The organism is Vallitalea pronyensis (assembly GCF_018141445.1).
In the GTDB taxonomy this organism is placed as follows: Bacteria; Bacillota; Clostridia; order Lachnospirales; family Vallitaleaceae; genus Vallitalea; species Vallitalea pronyensis.
In genome coordinates, this window is the sequence record NZ_CP058649.1 from 3248542 (window position 1) to 3273232 (window position 24691).

Annotated in this window: 20 protein-coding genes; all 20 read left to right on the top strand. The window is 36.6% G+C overall.

Features of this window, described 5'->3' with window-relative positions:
• Positions 1 to 13 precede the first annotated feature (13 nt).
• Entirely contained in the window at positions 14 to 820 is an 807-nt protein-coding gene (locus HZI73_RS13630) for a phosphatidate cytidylyltransferase (protein WP_212693940.1), read from the top strand.
• Between the two features lie 120 nt (positions 821 to 940).
• Positions 941 to 2098 carry a 1-deoxy-D-xylulose-5-phosphate reductoisomerase gene (locus HZI73_RS13635; RefSeq protein ID WP_212693941.1) on the top strand — a complete coding sequence of 386 codons (1158 nt, stop codon included), beginning with the start codon at positions 941 to 943 and terminating at the stop codon, positions 2096 to 2098.
• Positions 2099 to 2102: 4 nt separating this feature from the next.
• Positions 2103 to 3131, top strand: coding sequence for an RIP metalloprotease RseP (gene rseP, locus HZI73_RS13640; protein ID WP_212693942.1), 1029 nt, complete (start codon positions 2103 to 2105; stop codon positions 3129 to 3131).
• A 555-nt stretch (positions 3132 to 3686) separates the two neighbouring features.
• The gene (gene ispG / locus HZI73_RS13645; protein ID WP_212693943.1) at positions 3687 to 4763 is read left to right on the top strand and encodes a flavodoxin-dependent (E)-4-hydroxy-3-methylbut-2-enyl-diphosphate synthase; all 1077 of its coding nucleotides are present in this window, start codon (positions 3687 to 3689) and stop codon (positions 4761 to 4763) included.
• Between the two features lie 116 nt (positions 4764 to 4879).
• Positions 4880 to 9214 (top strand): PolC-type DNA polymerase III, encoded by a 4335-nt coding sequence (locus tag HZI73_RS13650; RefSeq protein WP_212693944.1) that lies wholly within the window; start codon positions 4880 to 4882, stop codon positions 9212 to 9214.
• Between the two features lie 418 nt (positions 9215 to 9632).
• The gene (locus tag HZI73_RS13655; RefSeq protein ID WP_212693945.1) at positions 9633 to 11147 is read left to right on the top strand and encodes a sodium-dependent transporter; all 1515 of its coding nucleotides are present in this window, start codon (positions 9633 to 9635) and stop codon (positions 11145 to 11147) included.
• Positions 11137 to 11244: a MetS family NSS transporter small subunit gene (locus tag HZI73_RS13660; RefSeq protein ID WP_212693946.1), complete on the top strand. Its 108-nt coding sequence runs from the start codon at positions 11137 to 11139 to the stop codon at positions 11242 to 11244. The genes HZI73_RS13655 and HZI73_RS13660 overlap by 11 nt, the downstream gene beginning before the upstream one ends.
• Positions 11245 to 11507: 263 nt before the next feature.
• Positions 11508 to 11993 carry a ribonuclease HI gene (rnhA, locus tag HZI73_RS13665; RefSeq protein ID WP_212693947.1) on the top strand — a complete coding sequence of 162 codons (486 nt, stop codon included), beginning with the start codon at positions 11508 to 11510 and terminating at the stop codon, positions 11991 to 11993.
• 137 nt (positions 11994 to 12130) lie between these two features.
• Positions 12131 to 13093: a polyprenyl synthetase family protein gene (locus HZI73_RS13670; protein WP_212693948.1), complete on the top strand. Its 963-nt coding sequence runs from the start codon at positions 12131 to 12133 to the stop codon at positions 13091 to 13093.
• 501 nt (positions 13094 to 13594) lie between these two features.
• Complete coding sequence (locus tag HZI73_RS13675; RefSeq protein WP_212693949.1) at positions 13595 to 14449, top strand: M23 family metallopeptidase; 855 nt, start codon at positions 13595 to 13597, stop codon at positions 14447 to 14449.
• A 130-nt stretch (positions 14450 to 14579) separates the two neighbouring features.
• Positions 14580 to 15386, top strand: coding sequence for a GTP pyrophosphokinase (locus tag HZI73_RS13680; RefSeq protein WP_212693950.1), 807 nt, complete (start codon positions 14580 to 14582; stop codon positions 15384 to 15386).
• A gap of 34 nt (positions 15387 to 15420) precedes the next feature.
• Positions 15421 to 16104 carry a metallophosphoesterase gene (locus HZI73_RS13685; protein ID WP_212693951.1) on the top strand — a complete coding sequence of 228 codons (684 nt, stop codon included), beginning with the start codon at positions 15421 to 15423 and terminating at the stop codon, positions 16102 to 16104.
• 34 nt (positions 16105 to 16138) lie between these two features.
• The gene (locus HZI73_RS13690; protein ID WP_246552154.1) at positions 16139 to 17506 is read left to right on the top strand and encodes an RsmF rRNA methyltransferase first C-terminal domain-containing protein; all 1368 of its coding nucleotides are present in this window, start codon (positions 16139 to 16141) and stop codon (positions 17504 to 17506) included.
• A gap of 35 nt (positions 17507 to 17541) precedes the next feature.
• A complete protein-coding gene (locus tag HZI73_RS13695) occupies positions 17542 to 18213 on the top strand; it encodes an HAD family hydrolase (protein ID WP_212693952.1) in 672 nt (223 codons plus the stop codon).
• Between the two features lie 23 nt (positions 18214 to 18236).
• The gene (locus tag HZI73_RS13700; protein ID WP_212693953.1) at positions 18237 to 18992 is read left to right on the top strand and encodes a hypothetical protein; all 756 of its coding nucleotides are present in this window, start codon (positions 18237 to 18239) and stop codon (positions 18990 to 18992) included.
• Between the two features lie 27 nt (positions 18993 to 19019).
• Positions 19020 to 19712 carry a response regulator transcription factor gene (locus HZI73_RS13705; protein ID WP_334300235.1) on the top strand — a complete coding sequence of 231 codons (693 nt, stop codon included), beginning with the start codon at positions 19020 to 19022 and terminating at the stop codon, positions 19710 to 19712.
• Positions 19713 to 19716: 4 nt separating this feature from the next.
• Complete coding sequence (locus HZI73_RS13710; RefSeq protein ID WP_212693955.1) at positions 19717 to 20799, top strand: HAMP domain-containing sensor histidine kinase; 1083 nt, start codon at positions 19717 to 19719, stop codon at positions 20797 to 20799.
• Between the two features lie 80 nt (positions 20800 to 20879).
• Entirely contained in the window at positions 20880 to 21941 is a 1062-nt protein-coding gene (locus tag HZI73_RS13715) for a D-alanyl-D-alanine carboxypeptidase family protein (RefSeq protein ID WP_212693956.1), read from the top strand.
• Between the two features lie 31 nt (positions 21942 to 21972).
• Entirely contained in the window at positions 21973 to 23883 is a 1911-nt protein-coding gene (locus HZI73_RS13720; protein WP_212693957.1) for a YgiQ family radical SAM protein, read from the top strand.
• A 16-nt stretch (positions 23884 to 23899) separates the two neighbouring features.
• Positions 23900 to 24673, top strand: a complete 774-nt coding sequence (locus tag HZI73_RS13725; protein ID WP_212693958.1) for an SDR family NAD(P)-dependent oxidoreductase — start codon at positions 23900 to 23902, stop codon at positions 24671 to 24673.
• Positions 24674 to 24691 lie beyond the last annotated feature (18 nt).

The following is a 24691-nucleotide window of genomic DNA, read 5'->3' on the forward strand; positions in this document are numbered from 1 at the left end:
GGAGTTGGGATAATTGAGAACAAGAATAATCTCTTCAATTATCGCTCTACCTCTATTAATGATTGTATTGCTATTGGGTGGAGCTTATTTACAAGTTGCTTTAATTATTGTATCTTTAATTGGTATGTTTGAATTCTTCAGGGCTTATAAAATAGACAGTTTGCCCATGAAAATATTAGGCTATATAGGGAACATAATCTTTTACATGATGATTATATGGGATAAAACTAGTTACCTTCAAGAATTCTTTGGCATTTTTATGTTGATTCTGCTAATAGGCTACGTATTTACTTACCCAAAATATGATTTAAAAGATATTATGCTTGTCCTTATTGGATTCTTTTATGTTGCCTATTTGCTATCTTACATTTTAATGGTACGTGAAGACCCTACCTATGGTCCATGGCTTATATGGCTAATTTTCATTGTGGCGTTTGGTAGTGATACATGTGCTTACTTTATAGGTGTGAAATTTGGTAAAAACAAGCTGGCTAGACATCTAAGCCCAAAAAAAAGTGTTGAAGGTTCCATTGCTGGGATTATAGGAGCAACGCTCTTATCAGTGCTATACGGTGTTATATTATATCAAACAGGCCATATTACGGATTCAGCTAAGATTATTCCATTCTTTTTTATTGGAGGCATCGGGTCTGTATTATCACAGATTGGTGATCTGGCTGCTTCAGCTATGAAACGACAGAACAAGATAAAAGATTTTGGTTCTATTATGCCGGGTCATGGTGGTGTTTTGGACCGTCTTGATAGTATCATTTTTACAGCACCATTTGTTTACTACATTATGAAATTTTTTATTCTTTAGTATAAAAGTACCAAGTCATCAAAGAAAAATTTTGTAATGGAATAAATCAGTTAATAATAGGACATCACAAAAAATATATATAGTATATAACAAGTATGCATAAGAAAAAGGAGAACACAATTGAAGGTTATATCAATTCTAGGATCAACAGGCTCAATCGGCACACAAACAGTTGATATTGTCGTAAAACAGGGTGATATTCGCGTGTTAGGGCTTACAGCCAATCAAAACATCGATTTATTGGAGGAGCAGATTCACCAAGTACATCCAGAAGTTGTTGCCGTTATGGATGAAAAAAAGGCGAAAGAACTCAAGAAGCGTGTGGGTTCAAAAGTAAAAGTTCTCAGCGGAATGGATGGACTTATTCAAGTAGCCACATTAGATCAGGTGGAAATGGTTGTGACAGCCGTTGTTGGTATGATTGGTATTAAACCAACAGTAGCCGCTATAAAAGCATCCAAAGATATAGCTTTAGCTAATAAAGAAACATTGGTAACAGCTGGGCATTTAATCATGGACCTTATAAAACAATATGGCGTCCAACTATATCCTGTCGATAGTGAACATTCTGCTATATTTCAGTGCTTAAAGGGAGAGAATATAAGAGAAGTCCATAAAATTCTTTTAACAGCTTCAGGTGGACCTTTTAGAGGCAAAACCACAACAGAATTACAGCATATGACAGTAAAGGATGCACTAAATCATCCTAATTGGTCAATGGGTCAGAAGATAACTATTGATTCTGCAACCATGATGAACAAAGGTCTTGAGGTTATTGAAGCAAAATGGTTATTTAATCTAAAGCCTTCTCAAGTAGAAGTGGTTATACATCCCCAGAGTATTATTCATTCCATGGTGGAATATAAAGATGGTTCCGTCATGGCTCAACTGGATGTACCGGATATGCGTACGCCTATTCAGTATGCACTTAATCATCCACATCGCTTGCCTAATGATGTACCAAGGCTTGATCTTACAAAAGTCGCTCAGTTAACATTTGAAAAGCCGGATATGGAAACGTTTAAGGGACTCAAGTTAGCATATGAAGCCTTACAAAAAAGTGGTTCAATCCTAACGGTCCTTAATGCAGCAAATGAACGGGCTGTGGATAAATTTTTAAAACAACAGATAGGATTCTTAGAAATATACGATGTAATTGCTTTTGCAATGGATCATCACAAGAATATACAACATCCAACTCTTCAGCAAATATTTGACGCTGAACAACAAACCTATGAGGTGATTGAAAAAAAGTGGATGTCAGAAAGGAATGAATGATTGAATGAATATAGTAGTGGCAATCCTTATCTTTGGGTTACTTGTACTGGTTCATGAGCTAGGTCATTTTCTAGCTGCAAGAAAAAACGGCATTCTTGTTGAAGAATTTGCCATCGGTATGGGACCAAAATTAGTAGGGTTTCAAAGAGGAGATACATTATACACCATTCGTATTTTACCATTGGGTGGTTTTTGTAAAATGCTTGGTGAGGATGAAGAAGTAGAAGGTGACGAACGGGCATTTTCTAATAAATCTGTAGGTGCAAGAATTGTTGTTGTTATAGCGGGTGCGGCATTTAATATTATACTTGCTTTTATCTTTGCATGCATATTAGTAGGTATGGCTGGTGATTTTACCACAAGAATATCAGATATTAGCGAGGGTTCCCCAGCGTATGAAGCAGGACTTAAACCTGGTGACACCATTGTGAAGGTGGATGGGCATCGTATTATGTCCAGTAGTGAAATATCCCTTTATATTAACCTTAAAAAAGGGGAGCCTGTTGATATTGTATATAAGCGGGATGGCCAGGAGCAAGGTATAACCATTACCCCAGAGGAAGCTGAAGGGAATTACTTTATTGGTATAGCTAATTTTCATCGTATTAATAAAGGTAATATATTTGAGGTCATTAAGTATGGTTTCATCAAAGTAGGTTTTTGGATTAAAACTGTATTTATTAGTTTAGGTATGATTTTCCGTGGTGAAGTAGGTAGAGAAGATGTTGGTGGTCCAATAAGGATCATGTCTGAAATCAGTAAAGGGTATACGGAAAGTGTTAAATATGGTGTACGTAATGTATTTTTAACCATATCATCCTATATTGTTTTATTAAGTGCTAATTTGGGTGTTATGAATCTATTACCCATACCTGCTTTAGATGGTGGAAGGTTGTTGTTTTTGTTGATTGAGGCTGTTAGACGGAAGCCGATAAGTAGGGAAAAAGAAGGGTATGTGCACTTTATAGGCTTTGTGTTATTGATGGTTTTAATGGTATTTTTGTTTTTTAATGATTTTACGAATGTATTTTGATGGTGTTTAAGTAATGATGGTGGCTGGGTAAAGGTCTTTGTTTGGTATGAATGAAGTGCTTTTACTTGGCTGCTTTGTTTTGTTGGTGGTTATTTTATAGGATTATACAAGACATCCGTAGGGGAATAGGTGTTATAAATCTGTTCAGGTTAAATAATAGAAGAAAATCTAAGCACAGTGGAAAGATAACTTCCTAAAACTTAAAACTCGCAAGCTCAGAAATTAAGTTTTTTAACGGAAGCTATCTTTCCACTGTGCTAAGGTTTTCTAACTCTTATTTAAACATCACTGATTTATAACACCTATTCCCCTACTAGGTTGTTTGTGGGGGTATTGGTGGTTTTGTAGGAAGTGGATTATAAGAAGGTAATCGTTGTAGTAGATGTTTTAGTAGGATTTAAATGTGCATTAGATTGTGGAGTATAGGGCATATCATGATTGATATGTTAAATAATATGGAGTAAGTGCTATAGTACCTATTGTTTTTTTGGGATAAAAAGAATAAAATAAAAGAAGAATAGAAGGCACTGATTGATGATATATAGGAGGCATGTTATGCATCGTGATAAAACGAAAGTGATAAGAATTGGTGATCGTGTCATTGGTGGGGGTAATCCTATCTTGGTGCAATCCATGACAAATACAAAAACTGAAAATGTGGATGAAACAGTTAAGCAAATTTTGGCATTGGAGAAAGCGGGATGTGATATTATTCGTGTGACGGTGCCGACTAAGGCTGCTGCAAAAGCTGTTTCTGATATTAAGAAGCGGATTCATATACCGTTAGTGGCGGATATTCATTTTGATTATAAGATGGCGTTATTGGCCATGAAAAATGGGGCTGACAAAATCCGTATTAACCCAGGCAACATTGGTTCAATGGATCGTGTTAAACAAGTCGTAGAGCGGGCTAAAAAGGATAATATACCTATACGTATAGGTATTAACAGTGGTTCGGTGGAAAAGGAAATTTTAGCGAAATATGGTCATGTAACAGCAGAAGGTCTTGTTGAGAGTGCATTGAATCATGTGAAACTTATTGAAGATATGGATTATGATAACTTGGTTATTTCCATCAAAACATCGGATGTGATGATGGCTATAAAAGCCCATGAGCTGATTGCCAGTCAGACCTTGTATCCTATCCATGTGGGTGTGACAGAAGCAGGTACCATATGGTCTGGAACGATTAAGTCAACAGCTGGTTTAAGTGTTATTTTACATGGTGGTGTTGGAGATACCATTCGTGTATCCTTAACGGGTGACCCTGTTGAAGAAGTGCGTGTGGGTATTAAGGTATTGGAGACTCTTGGACTGAGAAGACGTAACAGCATAGAATTTGTATCTTGTCCCACTTGTGGGCGGACTCAAATCGATTTAATTCAATTAGCCAATATGGTAGAAGAACGTTTTGGACACTTGAAGTATCCGTTAAAGATTGCAGTGATGGGATGCATTGTTAATGGTCCTGGAGAGGCAAAAGAAGCGGATTTAGGTATTGCTGGCGGTAAAGGTGTAGGCCTTATTTTTAAAAAAGGTGTTGTGGTCAAGAAGGTGACAGAAGATGCCTTACTGGATAGTTTAGCAGAGGAAATTCAGAGTATTATTCATGAACGAGAAGCTTCTTTATAAAATGAATAGTCGTTGATAAGTGAAATTCCCTATAATCTTTATACTTGGAAAAAGAGTTTGTTGGTCGTTTGCCAAGAGGTTTTGGTTGAATAGAGTTGAAGTAGGTGAAGATGAATATGAGCAGATGCTTCGTAGATGTATTTCATGACATAGAGCTTGATGAGAGTTTGGATGTTTATTTTAGTAATGCCACAGTAGAGCGTGTGGTGATTAACTCTCAGGATAAAGAATTACAAGTTCATATGATATTTAAAACCATTGTTCATATGAAGTTTATACAGCAAGTTGAACGTATGTTAGAAGCCAATATATGTGAGGATTCAGGTCTAGCTGTCAATATTATATGCCGATATGAGGTGGCCTATGATCTAAATAAGATCATCATGTTGTATCAAGATAGTATTTTATATGAATTGAAACAGCATAGCCCTGTAGTTTTTGGTATTTTGAGAAAGGCAGAGCTAAATATTGCAGAGGGAAACATTACCTTTACCTTAAAAGATAGTATTGATAATTATCTCTATGCCAGAAAAGTGGATAAACGCATTGAGGAGATCATGAAAAAACGTTTCGATATGGAAGCGAAAGTATCTTTTATCGTACATGAAGAAGCTGAAAAGAATAACAAAAAGTTCCTTAAAAAGCGGGATGAAAAAGAAAAAGCGTTTGTCACACAAGTGATGAGTGCGATGCCAGTCCAAACCACATCCACAACTGAGAACACCAAGAAGGATAATGGCGGTTCCAGTAACCATAACGTGGATGAGCGTATGATTATTGGTCGAAAAATCAACGGTGAAATTACGCCTATTCATGAGATTGACCATGACGTGGATGATATAATATTTGATGGTATTATTTTTCATGTTGAAAGTCGGGAGATTCGGAACAATAAGTACATTGTTGCTTTCGATTTAACCAATGAGAAGGATTCCATTACAGCTAAGTGTTTTGTTAAGAAAGAGCAGTTCGAAGAAGATGTAAAGGATCGTTTAGTAAAAGGTAAGGCTGTTCGGGTAAAAGGGAACTTGCAGTTTGATACCTTCTCCAAAGAGATGACAGTCATGACCCGTGCCATTATGGAAATCCATGATTTTCGCATTAAAAGAGTGGACCTTAGTAAAGAAAAACGTGTGGAACTGCATGCGCATACCCAAATGAGTGATATGGACAGTGTTGTCAGTGCAAAAGCACTGGTTAATCAGGCTATTGCATGGGGGCATGATGCCATTGCTATTACGGACCATGGTGTTGTTCAAGCCTTTCCAGAAGCCTTTCATGCAGCTCATGGAAAGATAAAGATCATTTATGGTTTAGAAGCTTATTTAGTAGATGATTTGAAGTCCATTGTTCACCAATCCCATCATCAAAGTTTAGATGATGAATATGTTATTTTTGATTTGGAGACCACAGGTTTTTATCCAGGCAAAGATGGCATAACTGAGATTGGTGCTGTGAAGATTAAGAACGGTGAAATCATTGACAATTTTAGTACCTTTGTTAATCCAGAAAGGCATATACCCCAAGAAGTAACTGCTTTAACAGGCATAACCGATGAGATGGTAGCTGAGGCGCCTAAATTTAAGCAAGCACTGCCTAATTTTTTAACATTTATTGGTGATGCCGTTCTCGTAGCCCACAACGCAGATTTTGATATGCGTTTCATACGCTATTTTTGTAAAGAGATGGATAGAGAAGTTAACAACACCGTATTAGATACTTTAGAACTTGGCAGGGTTTTATTAACAGATTTAAAGAATTATAAATTGAATACCCTGGCCAAAGAATTAGGGGTTAAGCTTGAAAATCACCATCGTGCTGTTGACGATGCGTTAGCAACAGCCAAGATATTTATGGAATTTATACATATGTTAAGGAATAAAAACATAAGTAACCTAGAAGAACTTGAAACATACGCCCATGAAGCCACTAAAAATGTGAAGAAACTGAAATACTATCATGCTATTATATTAGCTAAAAATTTAGTGGGTCTACGCAATCTCTATGAGCTTGTATCTAAATCCCATATTGACTATTTCTTCCGAAAACCTAGGGTGCCTAAAAGTGTATACCTTGAGTTAAAAGAAGGGCTGTTGATTGGTTCAGCTTGTGAGGCAGGGGAATTATACAAGGCTGTATTAGAGGATAAACCAAAAGAGGAAATTGACAGATTGGTGGATTTCTACGATTATCTTGAAATTCAACCCATCATGAATAATGAATTCATGATTAGAAACGGTTCTGTAGAAAGTATACAAGTACTTCAAGACATTAACAAGAAAATTGTACGCTTAGCCAAGGCACATAACAAACCCATCGTTGGGACATGTGATGTACACTTTCTTAATCCTGATGATGAAGTTTATCGTCGTATCATTATGGCAGGTCAAGGTTTCAAAGATGCCGATCAACAAGCACCTTTGTACTTTAGAACCACCGATGAAATGTTAAAGGAGTTTGCTTATCTGGGAGAAGAAGTAGCGCGAGAGGTTGTTATTGACAATACACGCAAGATAGCAGATATGATTGAAAACATTGATCCAGTACCACCTGATAAGTATCCACCCATTATAGAAGGTTCAGACGAAACATTGCGTAAAATCTGCATGGATAAAGCCATATCCATTTATGGTGACCCATTGCCGGAAATTGTAGCAACGCGCCTAGAGAGAGAGCTCCATTCAATTATTTCCAATGGTTTTGCTGTGATGTATATTATTTCACAGAAATTGGTGTGGAAATCCATTGAAGATGGTTATTTGGTTGGTTCAAGGGGCTCTGTTGGTTCTTCTTTTGCGGCTACCATGTCGGGTATAACGGAAGTTAATCCCTTGTCGCCACATTATATCTGCCCTAACTGTAAGTATTCCGATTTTGAATCAGAAATCGTTAAAAAGAATGCAGGTAATTCTGGCTGTGATCTACCAGATAAGAAATGCCCAAAGTGTGGTACAGATCTTGAAAAAGAAGGTCACGATATCCCCTTTGAAACGTTTCTTGGATTTAAGGGCAACAAAGAGCCTGATATTGACCTTAACTTCTCTGGTGAATATCAGAGTAAGGCCCATGATTACACAGAAGAGATTTTTGGCACGGGCTATGTATTCAGAGCTGGAACAATTGGTACTTTGGCTGAGAAAACAGCATATGGTTTTGTAAAGAAGTATTTCGATGAAAAAGAGATAACCGTGCGTAATGCAGAGGTTAACCGCCTTATAGGAGGTTGTACTGGTGCCAGACGAACAACAGGTCAACATCCCGGTGGTATTATTGTTGTACCTAGGAGTGAAGAAATCTATAAATTTACACCGGTTCAGCGGCCGGCTAACGATATGAATACCAAGATTATCACCACACATTTTGACTATCACTCCATCGATCACAACCTTTTGAAGCTGGATATACTGGGTCATGACGACCCTACCATGATTCGGATGCTGGAAGATTTAACAGGTGTTGATGCTAAGCTTATCAAGTTTGATGAACCCCAAGTGGCATCTTTATTTACAAGCACCAAAGCACTCCATATTAAACCCGATGATATTGATGGTTGTCCTCTAGGGTCCTTAGGCATTCCTGAGTTCGGTACAGATTTTGTTATACAGATGCTTCTTGATACCAAACCAAAAACATTTTCAGAATTATGTAAGATATCCGTGCTGTCTCATGGTACAGATGTATGGCTTAACAATGCTCAGGAGCTTATTCGAGATGGCAAAGCCACCATTGGTGAAGTTATATCATCCCGGGACGATATCATGGTATACCTGATTAACATGGGTGTGGAAAAAGAATTGTCTTTTACCATCATGGAAAGTGTTCGTAAAGGTAAAGGCTTAAAGCCAGAGTGGGAAGAGGCTATGCTGGATCAAGGTGTACCAGAATGGTATATTTGGTCTTGTAAACAAATCAAATACATGTTTCCAAAAGCACATGCTGTAGCATACGTTATGATGGCATATCGTATTGCCTATTTTAAGGTCTACTATCCAGAAGCCTACTATGCAGCCTATTTTAGCATACGTGCTTCGGATTTTGATTATGAATTGATGTGTCACGGAAAGCAAAAGGTGGATGGTCATATTAACGATTACAAGAGTCGACTAAATGACTTATCAAAAAAAGAGAAAGATACCCTAAAAGATATGCGTATTGTACAAGAAATGTATGCAAGAGGGATACAGTTTGTACCCATTGATTTGTATCAAGTAAAAGCAAAATTATTCCAAGTCCTGGAAGCTGGTATTATGCCATCCCTAAGTGCAATCCAAGGTTTAGGTGATAAAGCTGCTGAGAATATTGTTAATGCCAGAGAAAATGGTACTTTCTTATCCATTGATGAACTGCGGCAACGCACCAAAATCAGTAAAACGGTTATTGAAATTATGAAGCAAAATAAAATTCTAGATGGCATGCCAGAATCAAATCAACTTAGTTTATTTGAAGTATAGCATAAAACAAAAAATAATGGTGTAAACATAAAGAAGTCGATCTTTTGGCTTCTTTTTTTATTATTTAAAAGTAACCATGTTACATTTGGTATGGTATGTAACTTGCATTTTTTTTACAGTTTGTGTATAATATGGTTCGCAATCGATAAAAATGCTACATAAAGAAATTTCTCTGTCATATCATGACTGGGAAACGGTTATATACAACATTTATCATGTGCTTCAGCTATAAAATAATACATGAAAAGGTATGATAACCTTACATGCTATTATTTAGGAACATATGTTGCCTGATGTCAAAAGTTGGACTATTCCAAATAGTGATTAGGTTTAAATGGAACGTATATGCACCACCTTATGTAGAAAACAAACGTGTTATTATTTGAGAAAAATAAAGGGTGAGTGAAAGGAGAACAACATGGCAAAAAGAGAACAATGGGGTTCAAGAGTAGGTTTTATTCTAGCCGCTATTGGATCCGCAGTAGGATTGGGTAATATATGGAGATTCCCATATACTGTAGCTAAAAATGGAGGAGGCGCGTTCCTAATCCCCTATTTAGTGGCATTATTTACAGCAGGTATTCCATTACTTATATTGGAGTTTGGTCTAGGACACAAGATGCGGACATCTGCGCCAGGGATTTTTGGGCGATTAAATAAAAGGTGGCAAAAATTAGGTTGGTGGCAAACAGCTATTGCTTTTGTTATTACAGTGTATTATGTTGCCATTATAGGATGGGCCCTTAGTTATGTCATATTCTCACTTGATTTATCTTGGGGAATAGACACAGCAGATTTTTTTAAACATGCCTATTTAAAACGAACAGCATCACCTTTTGATTTTGATGGTATTCGATTAGGCGGGTTAATACCACTGATTATCGTATGGGGTATTAACTATATTGTCTTGGCATTTGGCATTAAAGGTGGTATTGAAAAAGCAAATAAAATTTTTATGCCCATCTTATTTGCATCCATTATTATTATTACCATTCGTGGTTTAACGTTGCCAGGCGCCTTTAATGGATTGGATTATTTATTTAAACCTGATTTTAGTAAAATATTAGAGGGGCGTGTATGGGTAGCAGCCTATGGTCAGATATTCTACTCATTGAGTATCTGTTTTGGTATTATGTTGGCTTATTCCAGTTATTTACCCAAGAAATCAGATATTGTTAATAATGCCTTTATTACAGCATTTGGTAACTGTAGCTTTAGTATTATTGCAGGGATTGCTGTATTTAGTATTTTAGGAAACATGGCATTAAGCAGTGGAAAGACCGTGGAAGCTGTTGCTGAGGGTGGTATTGGTCTTGCTTTTATTGTGTTTCCAGAAGCCATTAATGGGTTACCCAATTTTAGAGAATTATTTGGTGCACTCTTTTTCCTATGTTTATTTTTTGCAGGCTTATCATCCAGTATGTCCATCATTGAAGCCACTGTTTCAGCGGTCATTGATAAGTTTAACATGCATCGGCTGAAGGCATTATCCATTATCTGTGGTGTTGGCTTTGTTGTATCCGTTGTGTTTGTTACAGGTGCAGGGGTCTATGTGCTTGATATTGTTGACCATTTTGTGAATAACTATGGTGTAGCTATTGCAGGATTGATAGAAGCCCTATTAATTGGTTGGTTCTTCAATGTTAGAAGCATTCGAAACTATGTTAATCCCCTTTCGGATTTTGGTGTAGGTAATTGGTGGGAGCTATGTATTAAGCTTGTTACACCTTTAATTCTTGGTATCATGGTTGTGCTAAAAGTCATTGATGATATCAAGCAACCCTATGAAGGCTATCCTATAGCTGCATTACTGGTTTATGGTGTAGGGGTTATTGTATTAACTGTTGTACTGGGCTTGATTTTATCGTCTGTTAAAGGTTCTAAAACCTATGAATTAGCATTGGATGAAGGGGTGAAAAATAATGAGTTTTGAGTCAGCTGTATTTTGTGCCCTTAGTTTAATGATTTTATGGGGTGGATTTGGTATTTGCTTAAGAATTGCTATGAAAAAGCAAAAGCAAGACAATTAGTTTGTCCATGGTTGTGAGCTACTTGAAAGTATAAAATAATGGTAAGAAGTTCTGGGCTATCCTATAAAAGTGTTGTTATGGAAAATTGTCTGCCTTATGCATGACGACATGCTTTTATAAGATAGCCCTGTTTATACCTATCAAAATGAACAAATCGGATTTTTATTTGAATAAAAGTTCATTTTTAAGTATAATATTAGGGATAAGGCTAGTGCTAGCCAATACCTATGATAAAAAATGAAAATAAATTGGAGGGATTCGTGATGCAAGAAGTAAATGTCTATACAGATGGTGCTTGCAGAGGTAATCCAGACGGTCCAGGTGGCTTTGGGGTTGTGCTTGAATATACAGATGATAAGGGTAATCATCATGAAAAAGAATTATCCGGTGGTTACATGCATACAACAAATAATCGAATGGAATTAATGGGTGTTTTAAAAGGCTTAGAAGCATTAAAACGACCTTGTAAGGTTAAACTATATACGGATTCACAATATATTGTGAAAGCTTTTAATGAAGGTTGGTTGAACAACTGGATGAAAAACAATTGGAAAAGAGGCAAAAAAAAGGAAGACGTTAAGAATGTGGACCTCTGGAAACAAATACTCTCAGCTAAAGATAAGCATGATGTATCCTTTCACTGGGTAAAGGGACATGCTTCTCACCCCCAAAATGAACGTTGTGATGTACTTGCTACAACAGCCGCAGATGGTAATCATCTAATTGAGGATAAGCGTTCAAGTGAGTAGAAAGATTAACACCACAGACATGATAATAATAAGATAAGTGTATGATTAATTGACGATGATTCTAGGTGAAAGTGTAATCATTGTCATCTTAGCGTAATTGTTTCATTCATTATAATCTATATGAAATGGAGTTTGACATGAGTTATTGGGAACATTATCCAGCATTACAAAATGAACTACGATATGTTGAAGACTATATGAGACAGAAGGTTGTATCCAAGAAAAAAATATTAACGGATATATCCCTTGACCTTATAGATGCAGGTGGAAAACGATTAAGACCTGCTTTTTTAATATTAGCTGCAAAATGTGGGAAAAAATACAATCCAGATGTGATTATACCTTTGGCAGCAGCCCTTGAGCTAATACATACGGCAACCCTTGTCCATGACGATATTATTGATGAATCAAAATTTCGTCGAGGTAAAGAAAGTATTCAGCAAAAATGGGGTAAAGATATGGCGGTGTACGTAGGCGATTATTTGTTGTCTAAATCTTTCTGTATCCTATCAGACCGCACATCCATTGACCGTTTGCAGTATATATCCAGAACAGTAAAAGCAATCTGTGAAGGTGAAATATCCCAATATGAAGACCGATATAAAAAAATAACCACCTACGATTACATTAAACGTATCCACCGTAAAACAGCATTACTATTTGCCCTTAGTCTATCAGCTGGAGCAAGTGAAAGCCGTTGTTCTAAGAAAATCGGCAGAGCCCTTGTTCATTACGGTATTCATTATGGCGTAGCCTTTCAAATCTATGACGATCTATTGGATTACACATCCGAAGAAAAAAAGATTGGTAAACCTATCGGTAATGATGTAAGGCAGGGCTACTATACACTACCCATCCTACTGGCCTGTAAGGATAATCACTACGGTCCAATGATTAACGCAATCCTTGACCTACGAGAAGACATCACAAAACAACAATTAGATGACCTGTTTAACATGGTAAAAAAAACAGATGCCATTAACCAAACCAAACAGCTATCCAACCGCTACATTCAAAAAGCTGCCTCTAGATTGGATGTTCTATCTGGGAAACAAGATATTGCAAACACACTACAAGCCATGCTGAATAAATTACAATAAATTTTTAACTTTATTCTATTAATATGCTTACTATCTATCCTCTAAGCCTAAACGCTTACCCTATGCACCACCAAACAACGTAGCCCAGTAGGTAGGTATTTATACAAATCAAGTGATTTCCAGTAATCCATTAGAAAACCTTAGCAAATGAAAGTATATTTTACGTTAAAAACCTTAATTGTCTGACCGCAGGGAGTTTTAAGGTTTAGTAAAATCTACTGGAATGCGCTTAGTTTTTCTTATGGATTACTGGCATGAACTAGATTTGTATAAATACCTACCTACGACGTCTTGCGCCAAACCAAAAATTAAATAAATAACAATTAAAGAGGTATATACGGAAACAAGCATATCCATATATACCTCTTCCAACGTCTTACTTCAATGGGAATACACCTTAACTCCCTATCATATATTAGAACAGATACCCATGTAACAATATGTTACAAATTCACACGTATGTCGTTGCCAATCTGTTGATAGAAATAAATGAGGTAGGTCATGGTAAAACATAGAATCCTTAAACTATTATGCTTTATATTTATCATTGCTTTTTTTGATGTGCTATTATTAGAACGATTATATGACCGCACCATTGACATAAAACCCATACCCTTATCAGCACTTGAAAAAGTGGTTCCCGTAGAAAAAATAGCATCATTTCAAATACCCAATGAAGCCATTGAAGAAATTAAGCGTTACTGTGAAACAGAGCGTAAGGATTTTATTCAGTTTTTTTCAGCCTATATGGCTTATAATGACTTCCAGCTTAAGGATGTATCCTATGATTTCAATCAGCCCTATTATGACGAAGTAAAATACCCAGCTGCCATTGAAAAAATATATGAAATGCTTTTAAAAGATGTGGTTTGTTTTCCCATACCTCAAGATAGTAATAAGAATACCAATGCATATTATTTTAATAATTCGTGGAAAGCTCAACGAACTTATGGAGGGGATCGACCACATTATGGTACAGATATTATGGATGCGGAGAATGAAAATGGTCGTATACCCATTGTCAGTATGACCAATGGGTACATTGAAAAAATAGGATGGTTGGAGTTAGGTGGATGGCGTATCGGTATTCGGGCTGAGCATGGCGGTTATTTCTATTATGCCCATATGGATGGGTATGCAGATCATATGTTTGAAGGTAAGGTCATTAAAGCTGGAGATGTTATTGGTTACATGGGGGATACCGGGTATGGTGAAGAAGGAACAAGGGGACAGTTCCCTGTTCATCTGCATTTGGGAATTGCTTTACCAGCCAATGAAGCTTTAGAAGAATTTTGGATTAATCCCTACTGGCTGCTTAACTACATAGAAGAAACAAAAGTTACAATCCATGAATGAAAAGGTATGAAAGATTTGTTAATAAGGCCATTTAATTATGATTTTTTGTGGGCAGTTATGGTATAATATAATAAGGTATATGTATAATTATGGTAACATCATTATGTCATGTTTTAAGGAGAGATGCATCATGAAAATACAATTATGGAGAGAGATTTTAATACCTTACCAACAAGCAGTAGAGGAGTTAAAAGTAAAGTTTGCAAGTATTGTTCATGAGAGCCGACGACTTGGACAATATTCACCCATAGAATACGTTACTGGAAGAGTCAAAAAGATATCCAATATATTAGAAAAAGCTAAGAAAAAGGGGATTCCCCTTGAACGTATTGAAGATGAGATTGATGATATTGCAGGGATTCGTATCATTTGTCAGTTTGTTGAAGACATTGATAAAGTGGTTGAATTAATTAGAAGCCGTAAAGACATGGAGATTAAGGAAGAGAACGATTATATATCCAATACGAAAAAAAGTGGTTATCGCAGTTACCATATTATTGTTTATTATGATGTGCATACAGCATTGGGGGCAAAACGTGTACAAGCTGAGATTCAAATACGAACCTTATCCATGAATTTCTGGGCAACCATAGAACACTCCTTACAGTATAAATATGCTCATAACATGCCAGACAATATCAAAAAAAGACTACTCAACGCAGCTGAGGCAGCCTTTAATCTTGATGAGGAAATGTCAAGGATTCGCAATGAGATTATCAAAGCTCAGAATTTATTTCAAGTTAAATCCAGTATCATAGCCGATATTCTCAATAATATTCAGAACCTGCACAAGGTTTGTGATGACATTAAAGATGTGGAGCGTATTCAAGAAGAATTCTATCAATTATGGGATAGAGGTAATTTTGAAGAGCTTGACAAATTTAATAAGCACTTAGACCGTATGGCGGCAGTGTATAAGGCTCAAAGTCTTAATTAAAGTACGAGGTACAAGGAATTGGAAGGATGTTTATATGATTTATGCAATAAGTGATTTGCATCTCAGTTTTAATACAGATAAACCAATGAAAGTTTTTGGGAAGCATTGGTACAAGCACTATGAAAAGATTGAGAAAGATTGGAAAGCTAGAGTGAAAGAAGATGACCTTGTATTACTACCTGGCGATATATCTTGGGCGATGCGCCTTGAAGAAGCCAAAGAAGACATGAACTTTCTTCGTCGCATGCCTGGAAAAAAGGTCATGGTGAAAGGCAACCATGATTATTGGTGGCAATCCCTTAATAAAGTATCACAGATGTATCCAGAATTCATGTATATCCAGAATAATAGTATCCTCCATGAGCACATTGCTATATGTGGTACACGAGGCTGGATATGTCCCAATAAGCATAAATTTACCAATGAGGATGAAAAACTGTATAAACGGGAGATTAACCGTCTGGAATTATCCCTTAACACCGTACCTGATCATGTGGATACCATATATGTGATGACCCATTATCCACCAACCAATGATTGCCTAGAACCTTCTGATTTTACCAGGCTATATGAGACATATGGTGTGGATAAGGTTATCTATGGGCATCTTCATGGTGAAGACAGTTTTAAAATGGGACTTATGGGTGTAAGGAATCATGTGGATTATCAATTAGTCTCTTGCGATTACTTGGATTTTAAGTTAAAATTAATAAAATAGAACATGTGTTCATCATGCATTAGGAAGGAGTTACATGTTGATATTACCTGAAACCTATTTAGCTAGAATGCAGACGTTACTAGGTGATGAGTATGATGACTTTATACAGTCCCTTCAAAGGGAACGTCATTATGGTCTACGCGTGAATAACCTCAAAATCACCACAGAAGTATTCGAGAACCAATCACCTTTTCACATAGAGAAAGTCCAGTTCACTTCCAATGGATTCTACTATAAAAAAGAGGATGTACCTGCTAAGCATCCTTATTATTATGCAGGTCTCTACTATATACAAGAACCGAGTGCCATGACACCAGCAGAACTATTTCCTATTGAAGAAGGGGATAAAGTTCTTGATTTATGCGCGGCACCAGGTGGAAAAAGTACAGAGCTCGGTGCAAAATTAAAAGGGACAGGCTTATTGGTGTCTAATGATATTAGTGCATCAAGGGCTAAAGCATTACTGAAGAACATTGAATTATTCGGTATTGGGAATAGCTTAGTCACCAGTGAATCGCCTGAAAGATTAGCCACTTATTTTAGTGACTACTTTGATAAAATTCTTGTGGATGCGCCATGTTCAGGAGAAGGCATGTTTCGAAAAGATCCTAACATCATTAAGAGCTGGCAACCTGACTCCAATGAGGCCTATAACAGTATTCAAAAGCAGATTTTACCGTATGCCGCTGCTATGTTAAAACCAGGTGGCTATATGCTGTATTCAACATGTACCTTTGCTCCAGAGGAAAATGAACAAGTCATTTATCATTTTTTGGATGAGCATGATGATTTTGAATTAGTGACATTACCTGATAGGGATAATTTTTCTAGAGGTCAAACTCATTGGGCTGGTGGTGAAGCCTTTGACATGGAAAAAGCCATTCGATTATGGCCTCATAAAATTCGTGGAGAAGGGCATTTTATAGCCTTACTTCATAAAAAAGGGCATCATCAGGAAATGTACAAACCTTATGCATCCAAGACAAAAGAAAAGGTCTATGAAGACTATACGGCATTTGAAAAAGCTTATTTAACCTGTCCATTTGATAGAAGGCGTCTAGAAGTCATAAAGGATAAACTCTATTATATGCCAGATGACATACCAAGTCTAAAAGGTTTGCGTATTCTCAGATCAGGTTTATATATAGGTGAGTTAAGGAAAAATAGATTTGAACCATCCCAAGCATTAGCCAGTTGGTTAAAACCAGATATGTTTAAACAAATCACGTGTTTATCAAGCAGCAGTGAAGACGTTATCCGTTATCTAAAAGGTGAAACCATTCGTACAGATGGTGACAAAGGGTGGCATCTTGTAACGGTAGATGGTTTTAGTCTTGGATTTGGTAAAAAGACCAACCATATGTTAAAAAATAAATTCCAGGCAGGTTGGCGTTGGATGTAACATTGGAGAAACAGAGAAATAGAAGGAGTGACGTCATGTTAACGGATGTAAAAGCAGTGCTTTTTGACTTAGATGGAACATTAATCGATTCCATGTGGTTGTGGAAAACTATTGATATTGAATACTTAGGTCGATACGGTATACCACTACCCGATACATTACAAGATGATATTGAAGGAATGAGTTTTACAGAAACAGCACATTATTTTAAGAACACATTTCAGATTCCTGAACCCATTGACACCATAAAAAAAACATGGAATGATATGGCATGGGAATATTATCAGAATCGTGTGGAGTTAAAATTAGGGATACAAGTTTTTCTGGAGTATTTGTTAGCCAGTAATATGAAGATGGGTATAGGTTCAAGTAATTCCAATGAATTGGTGCATGTCATTATTAAAAAACATGCTATTGACCATTATTTCACGTCCATACGCACCTCTTGTGAGGTACAAAAAGGAAAACCACATCCAGATATTTATCTGAAAGTTGCTGATGACCTTCAGGTGAAACCTGAAGAATGCCTTGTTTTTGAAGACATTCCCAATGGTATCATTGCAGGAAAGGAAGCAGGGATGAAGGTATGTGCAATCTACGATAACTTTTCACATAAAATGGATCAGCAAAAGAGGGAATTAGCTGATTACTATATTAAAGATTACCATGAATTAATGACAATCTTAAAAGAGGGTAAAGGATTGTAAGATGACAGAAGGGGTTATAGTGCATGAGAAGGACAATATACGTGTTGTTAATAACGTTATGGATAACATCTATGATGGGATGTAGCGCCAACAAATATAACAGAACGAATCCAACTGGACAAGTTGAAGAGATAGCGTTGAATCAAGAAAAAGATGAGATACAAGAAATAGCAGCAGAGCTAATAGAACTTGACTATAATAAACAAGATATGAGAGTATTAGTACCTATTGACGAGACCGTGTCCATAAGTCCCATAAAAGATATATATACAGTTAACTATCGCTTAATGCTCTATGCCATAAAATCAGATGATGACAACTTATCCATAGGTATCTGGCTAAAGGATGTCTTCTATCCTATAGGTAAGGTGACGGGTAAGGGCTTAGCAGATGGTGTTGAAGTAAAAGAAGTGCAAGTAAACAAACAACATTTTGTGCATATAGAAGGTAGCTTTGGAGCAATTTCTCCTATTACGTATTATCTATCCATGGACCATGAGCCTATGGTCTATATTGATGGTGATTTGCCTGTATCTATCATGGATTTAGACGACGATGGTACAGTGGAATGGGTTTCTGGTTATTTTGGTCGCGTCAGTATTTATAAAATGATAGAAGATGAATGGCATCGTACCCATGTGAGTGATGCTGTAGGTAAAGATATGCTTTTTATAAGCGAAACAAAAACATTCCATGTACAAGAAAGAAATGGAGCAACCTACCAATTTGTAAATGATCAGTTAAAGTTGGTTAAACCATCACATGACGTGCAAGAATAATAGATGGAATTAAAATGGGGTGAGCGTGTGGAAGATATTACGATATTAGTCATTGAAGATGACAAAGAAATTTCAGGACTTATCAAAAAGCATCTGGAAAATGAAGGCTACCATGTGCTACAGTCCTATGATGGTTTAGAAGCTGTCAATATGGCTCTTGAAAAAGATTTGCAGCTTATTCTACTGGATATTATGCTGCCTAAGATGGATGGCCTAGAAGTATGTCGACAAATACGATTAACGAAACATGTACCCATTATCATGGTCAGTGCTAAATCACAAGATATTGATAAAGTCATTGGATTGAGTACAGGAGCCGATGATTATCTATGCAAGCCTTTTAGTATGATGGAATTATGTGCTCGTGTCCGTTCTCAACTTAGGCGCTATTTATATTTTAATGAAAACCACACCCAGAACAATACAATAATGATTAACGATCTGTTTATTGATTTAGACAGTCATGTTGTTTCTATTGGTGATCACATCATTAAACTCACACCTACAGAATTTGATATACTGATTTTACTTGCTAAGAATAGAGGAAGAGTTTTTAGCAGTGAAATGATATTTGAAAAAGTCTGGAAAGATAAATATTACGAAAGCAATAATAATGTGATGGTTCACATACGTAATATGAGGGAAAAACTAGAAGATAACTCCAGACATCCGAAATATATTAAAACCATATGGGGAGTTGGCTATAAAATTGAGAAATAGATTCTTGCATAATATACGGTTTAAAGTATTGCTCATGTGCTTTCAAAGCGCTGTCTTGAGTGCTTTAACCTTATTAGGCGTTTACAGCATATTAGTGCCAATAAGACGCACAACAAGCATCAGAAACTTAATCAATCTCGTACAACGCTACCTGACAGTGACACAAGCTATGATTGCTTTTGGTATTATCTGTTTTATCATTTATTTGCTTATATTAGTGAGCGGTTTGGTTAAGTATATTGGTGAGATATCACAGCGTGTCAGTGAGATAGCTGGTGGAAATCTAGATATAAAAATTGATAAAATAACACGAGATGAATTAGGTCAACTTGCTGTTGACATCAATACCATGACCACTCAGTTGAAGCAGCTTATTTCAGAAGAGCGTCAAACCAATGAAACCAAGAATTATTTAATTACAAGTTTATCCCATGATTTAAAAACCCCCCTAACATCCATCTATGGTTATCTGGAACTCATAAATAATGATGATTACAAAGATGAGGTTGAACTCCGATATTATACTCAAATAGCTTATAGAAAAACCATTCAGTTGAGAAAAATGATTGACCAATTATTTGATTATACAAAATTCAGTGATAGTCACATGGTCTTAGATAAAATAAAGATTGATGTTAAGGAGCTGATTAATCAGCTTGTCGTGGAATACTACCCCTACTTCTTAAAGAAGAAGCTTGAATGCCGCGTGCATGTTGGAAATGAAAGATATGAGGTACACGGGGATAGTCAATTACTGTTAAGAGTATTCGAGAATCTTATGTCCAATGCGGTAAGGTATAGTGGTGAAAACAGTAAACATATTGATATAACATTAGAAGTGGTGTATAACCACGTTCACATTCATTTTACCAATTATAATAATATTATACCTGTTCATCAGCAACCCTATATTTTTAATCAATTTTACAAGATTGAGCATGAGGACCATGATATGGAAAGTTCAGGTCTTGGGCTTGCAATCGCTAAAAATATTGTAGAAATGCATGGTGGGGAAATTACCGTTGATAGTCATGATAATCAAACAACATTTACCTTGTCTTTTGATTTATATCACGACAATCTTTAGGAAATCTTTAGAAAATGCTCAAGATGTTCTTTAGTATTACCTTATATAATAATTGTAAAAAAGCTTAAGGAGTTATTGAGATGAAGAAACTGATCTTAGTTATTTTTACAATTATTATGTTATTAATCGTGGGTAATGTACTTGAACCAAATACGTATAAGGATCTATATAGTGACACAACAGAAATAGCCTATCAAGAAGGTGCATTTCAGGAGAAAGCAACAGAAGACATGCCATTGTTATCTGAAGGCTTGCAACTTATAGGTAGTAGTGCTATATTAATAGATGCTGATTCTGGGGATATTTTATATGAAAAAAATGCTGATCAAAAAGCATATCCTGCAAGTACAACAAAGATACTAACAGCACTGGTAGCCTTGGAGGAAATGGGTTTAAAAGATACCATCAAAGTTGGTGAAGAGGTGAATAAGGTACGGCTTCATTCCAGTAAAGCAGGTATTGACTATGGAGAAACCTTAACCGTTGAAACCTTAATTAAGGGGTTAATGATACCATCTGGAAATGATGCGGCTTATGTATTGGCAAGACACATAGGAAAAAAGCATGGATCCCATCAAGATGTTAACACATCCATCAAAGCATTTACCAAATTGATGAATGAATATGGGAAAGCACGAGGTCTTACATCATCAGCATTCAACAATCCTGATGGCTATCATCATGAGAACCATTATTCAACAGCTAAAGATTTAGCCCTGATAACAAAAGCAGCACTTAGCTACCCGGAATTTAGAGAGATATGTGGTACACCTTATTTTAAAATGAAAGATTTTAAACAATATAATGAGCATGATGCAACCATGCGTTATTGGGAAAATACAAATAAATTGCTTGTCAAGCATTCGCCCTATTACTATGAACACGCTATTGGTATAAAGACAGGCTATACCAAGGAAGCAGGATATTGTCTTGTTTCAGCAGCATCCTGCAACAATAAAACGGTCATAGCTGTGGTGTTAAATAGCAGTGAATGGGGTCGATTTGAAGATTCCATTCAATTACTGAATATGGGATTAGGATTAAATATAAAAGTTCAGGAAAATAAGCAAGAAGTCAAGGTAGAACCAATGAATAGAAAATCAAGAAGGTATGTGATGTGCAAACACCACATAGTTAAATAAACAATCAGCATGTAGAGATAGGAAGATTAGCATGACAAAAGATTATTTGCCGATTAATAAACAAGGTATGCACAATAGAGGATGGGAACACGTTGACTTTGCTTTAATTAGTGGGGACGCTTATGTAGACCATCCATCCTTTGGTGTAGCCATTATTAGTAGATATCTGGAAGCACAAGGGTTTACAGTAGGTATCATTCCTCAACCCAGATGGGATACAACAGAGGATATTATGGTTTTTGGTCGACCAAGATTAGGATTTCTGGTAACGGCTGGCAACATTGACTCCATGGTTAATCATTATTCAGTGGCTAAAAAAAGAAGAAAAAAAGATGCGTACACACCAGGTGGGGTTATTGGTAAAAGGCCTGATCGTGCAACCATCGTCTATGCTAATCTTATCCGTAGAGCCTACAAGGATGTGCCCATTATACTTGGTGGTATTGAGGCCAGCTTAAGGCGTATGGCACATTATGATTATTGGAGTAATAAAGTAAAACGATCCATCCTACTGGATTCACAGGCGAATCTTCTTGTGTATGGTATGGGTGAAAGGGCTATCATTGAGGTAGCAGAAGCTTTAGATAGTGGGATAGATGTTCAGGATATTACCTACATTAATGGAACAGTATACAAAGCTAAGAATATGGAAGATGTTTACGACTATGTACAGTTACCAACCTACCAAGACATAACGGCACATAGGAAAAAATATGCAGAGAGTTTCATGATGCAACATAAGAACACAGAATATCATGGGGGTATACGATTAGTTGAAGGTTATAAGGATAATGAATTTGTTGTTCAGAATCCACCGGCTAAACCACTCACCCAATCGGAAATGGACAGTATCTATGCCCTTCCTTACATGAGAAACTATCACCCTGTATATGAAAAAGAGGGTGGTATTCCAGCTATCATGGAAGTAAAACATAGTATCATCAGTAATCGAGGTTGTTTTGGAGGATGTAATTTCTGTGCTTTAACGTTCCATCAAGGACGTGTTGTACAGGCAAGAAGTCATAAATCCATTATCAATGAAGCAGATGCTATCATATGGGATAAAGATTTTAAGGGTTACATTCATGACGTGGGCGGTCCTACTGCTAATTTCCGTCATGCAGCTTGTGATAAACAATTGAAGCATGGCGCATGCAAACATAAGCAGTGTCTTTTTCCAGAACCTTGTAGTCAGTTGAAGATTGATCATACAGATTATTTGGCGTTACTAAGAAAACTAAGAGGTTTGGCAAAAGTAAAAAAAGTGTTCGTACGTTCCGGCATACGATTTGATTATTTGATTCATGATAAAGATGCCACTTTTTTTAAAGAACTGGTAGAGCATCATGTAAGTGGACAATTAAAAGTTGCTCCAGAACATGTCTCTGACAAAGTATTGGACAAGATGGGAAAACCCCATGCAGGTGTCTATCATCGTTTTGTGGATCAATATCACCGGATTAATCGACAGTTAGATAAAAAGCAATTTTTAGTGCCCTACTTAATGTCCAGTCATCCTGGGTCAGATTTAGATGCGGCAATAGAGTTGGCATTATATTTACGTGATTTAGGTTATATGCCTGAGCAGGTACAAGATTTTTATCCAACACCATCCACCCTGTCCACATGTATGTATTATACAGAGCTGGACCCAAGGACCATGGAAAAAATATTTGTACCCAAATCACCACATGACAAAGCCATGCAAAGAGCCCTTATACAATACCGTCATCCCAAGAATTATCGCTTGGTTCATGAAGCTCTTATATTGGCCGGCCGCGAAGACCTCATTGGATTTGATAAGGATTGTTTGATTCGGCCAAAAGGTCATGCCCATCAACAAAGAACCCATGCAAAAAAATATAGTCATGGTCAAAAAGCGAAAACAGCGCCGAAGAAAAAGAAAAAGACCATTCGTAACGTACACAAAAAGAAAAAGTAATGAAGGGATGGATTATATGAAAAATATTGCCATTGTGACAGGTGCTTCATCGGGACTTGGGCGAGAGTTTGTTAGACAAATATGCCGGTCCAAAGTATATATTTTTGACGAAATATGGATAATTGCAAGGCGTAAGGAACGCTTAAAAGCCATAGCGAAGAAATATAAAGAGCATACCTTTAGAATATTCACCTATGATTTAGCGTTAAAAGAAGACCTTGAAGATTATAAAGAACTTTTAGAAGAAGAAAACCCAAATGTAAAGTTATTAGTCAATAATGCAGGTTTAGGTAAGATTGGACAATTTGACGCCATATCTCTAGAGGAAACCATGAACATGGTGGATGTGAACATGTCTGCACTTACTTATCTAACTTATGTGACACTAAAGTATATGAAAAAATCTTCAGAGATTATACAGGTTGCCTCATCGGCTGCTTTCTTACCGCAGCCGCAATTTGCCGTTTATGCAGCAACGAAATCCTATGTGTTAAGTGTATCACGGGCACTTCATCATGAATTGAAACCAAGAGGGATTCAAGTCATGGCAGTTTGTCCTGGACCAGTAGAAACAGAATTTTTCAAAGTAGCTGCTAATAATCAAGTACCAAAATCCTTTAAAAAGTTCTTCTTTGAACCTGCCCATCGGGTTGTTGGACGGGCATTTATGGATGTACGAGCAGGTAAAGAGGTATCCATTCAAGGGTTTAGTATGAAAGCTTTGCAAGTGATTGGGAAAATGATACCTCATAGATGGATTTTATCAGGTATGAATGGAAAATCGTCGTAACATACAGTTGAGTTTGGT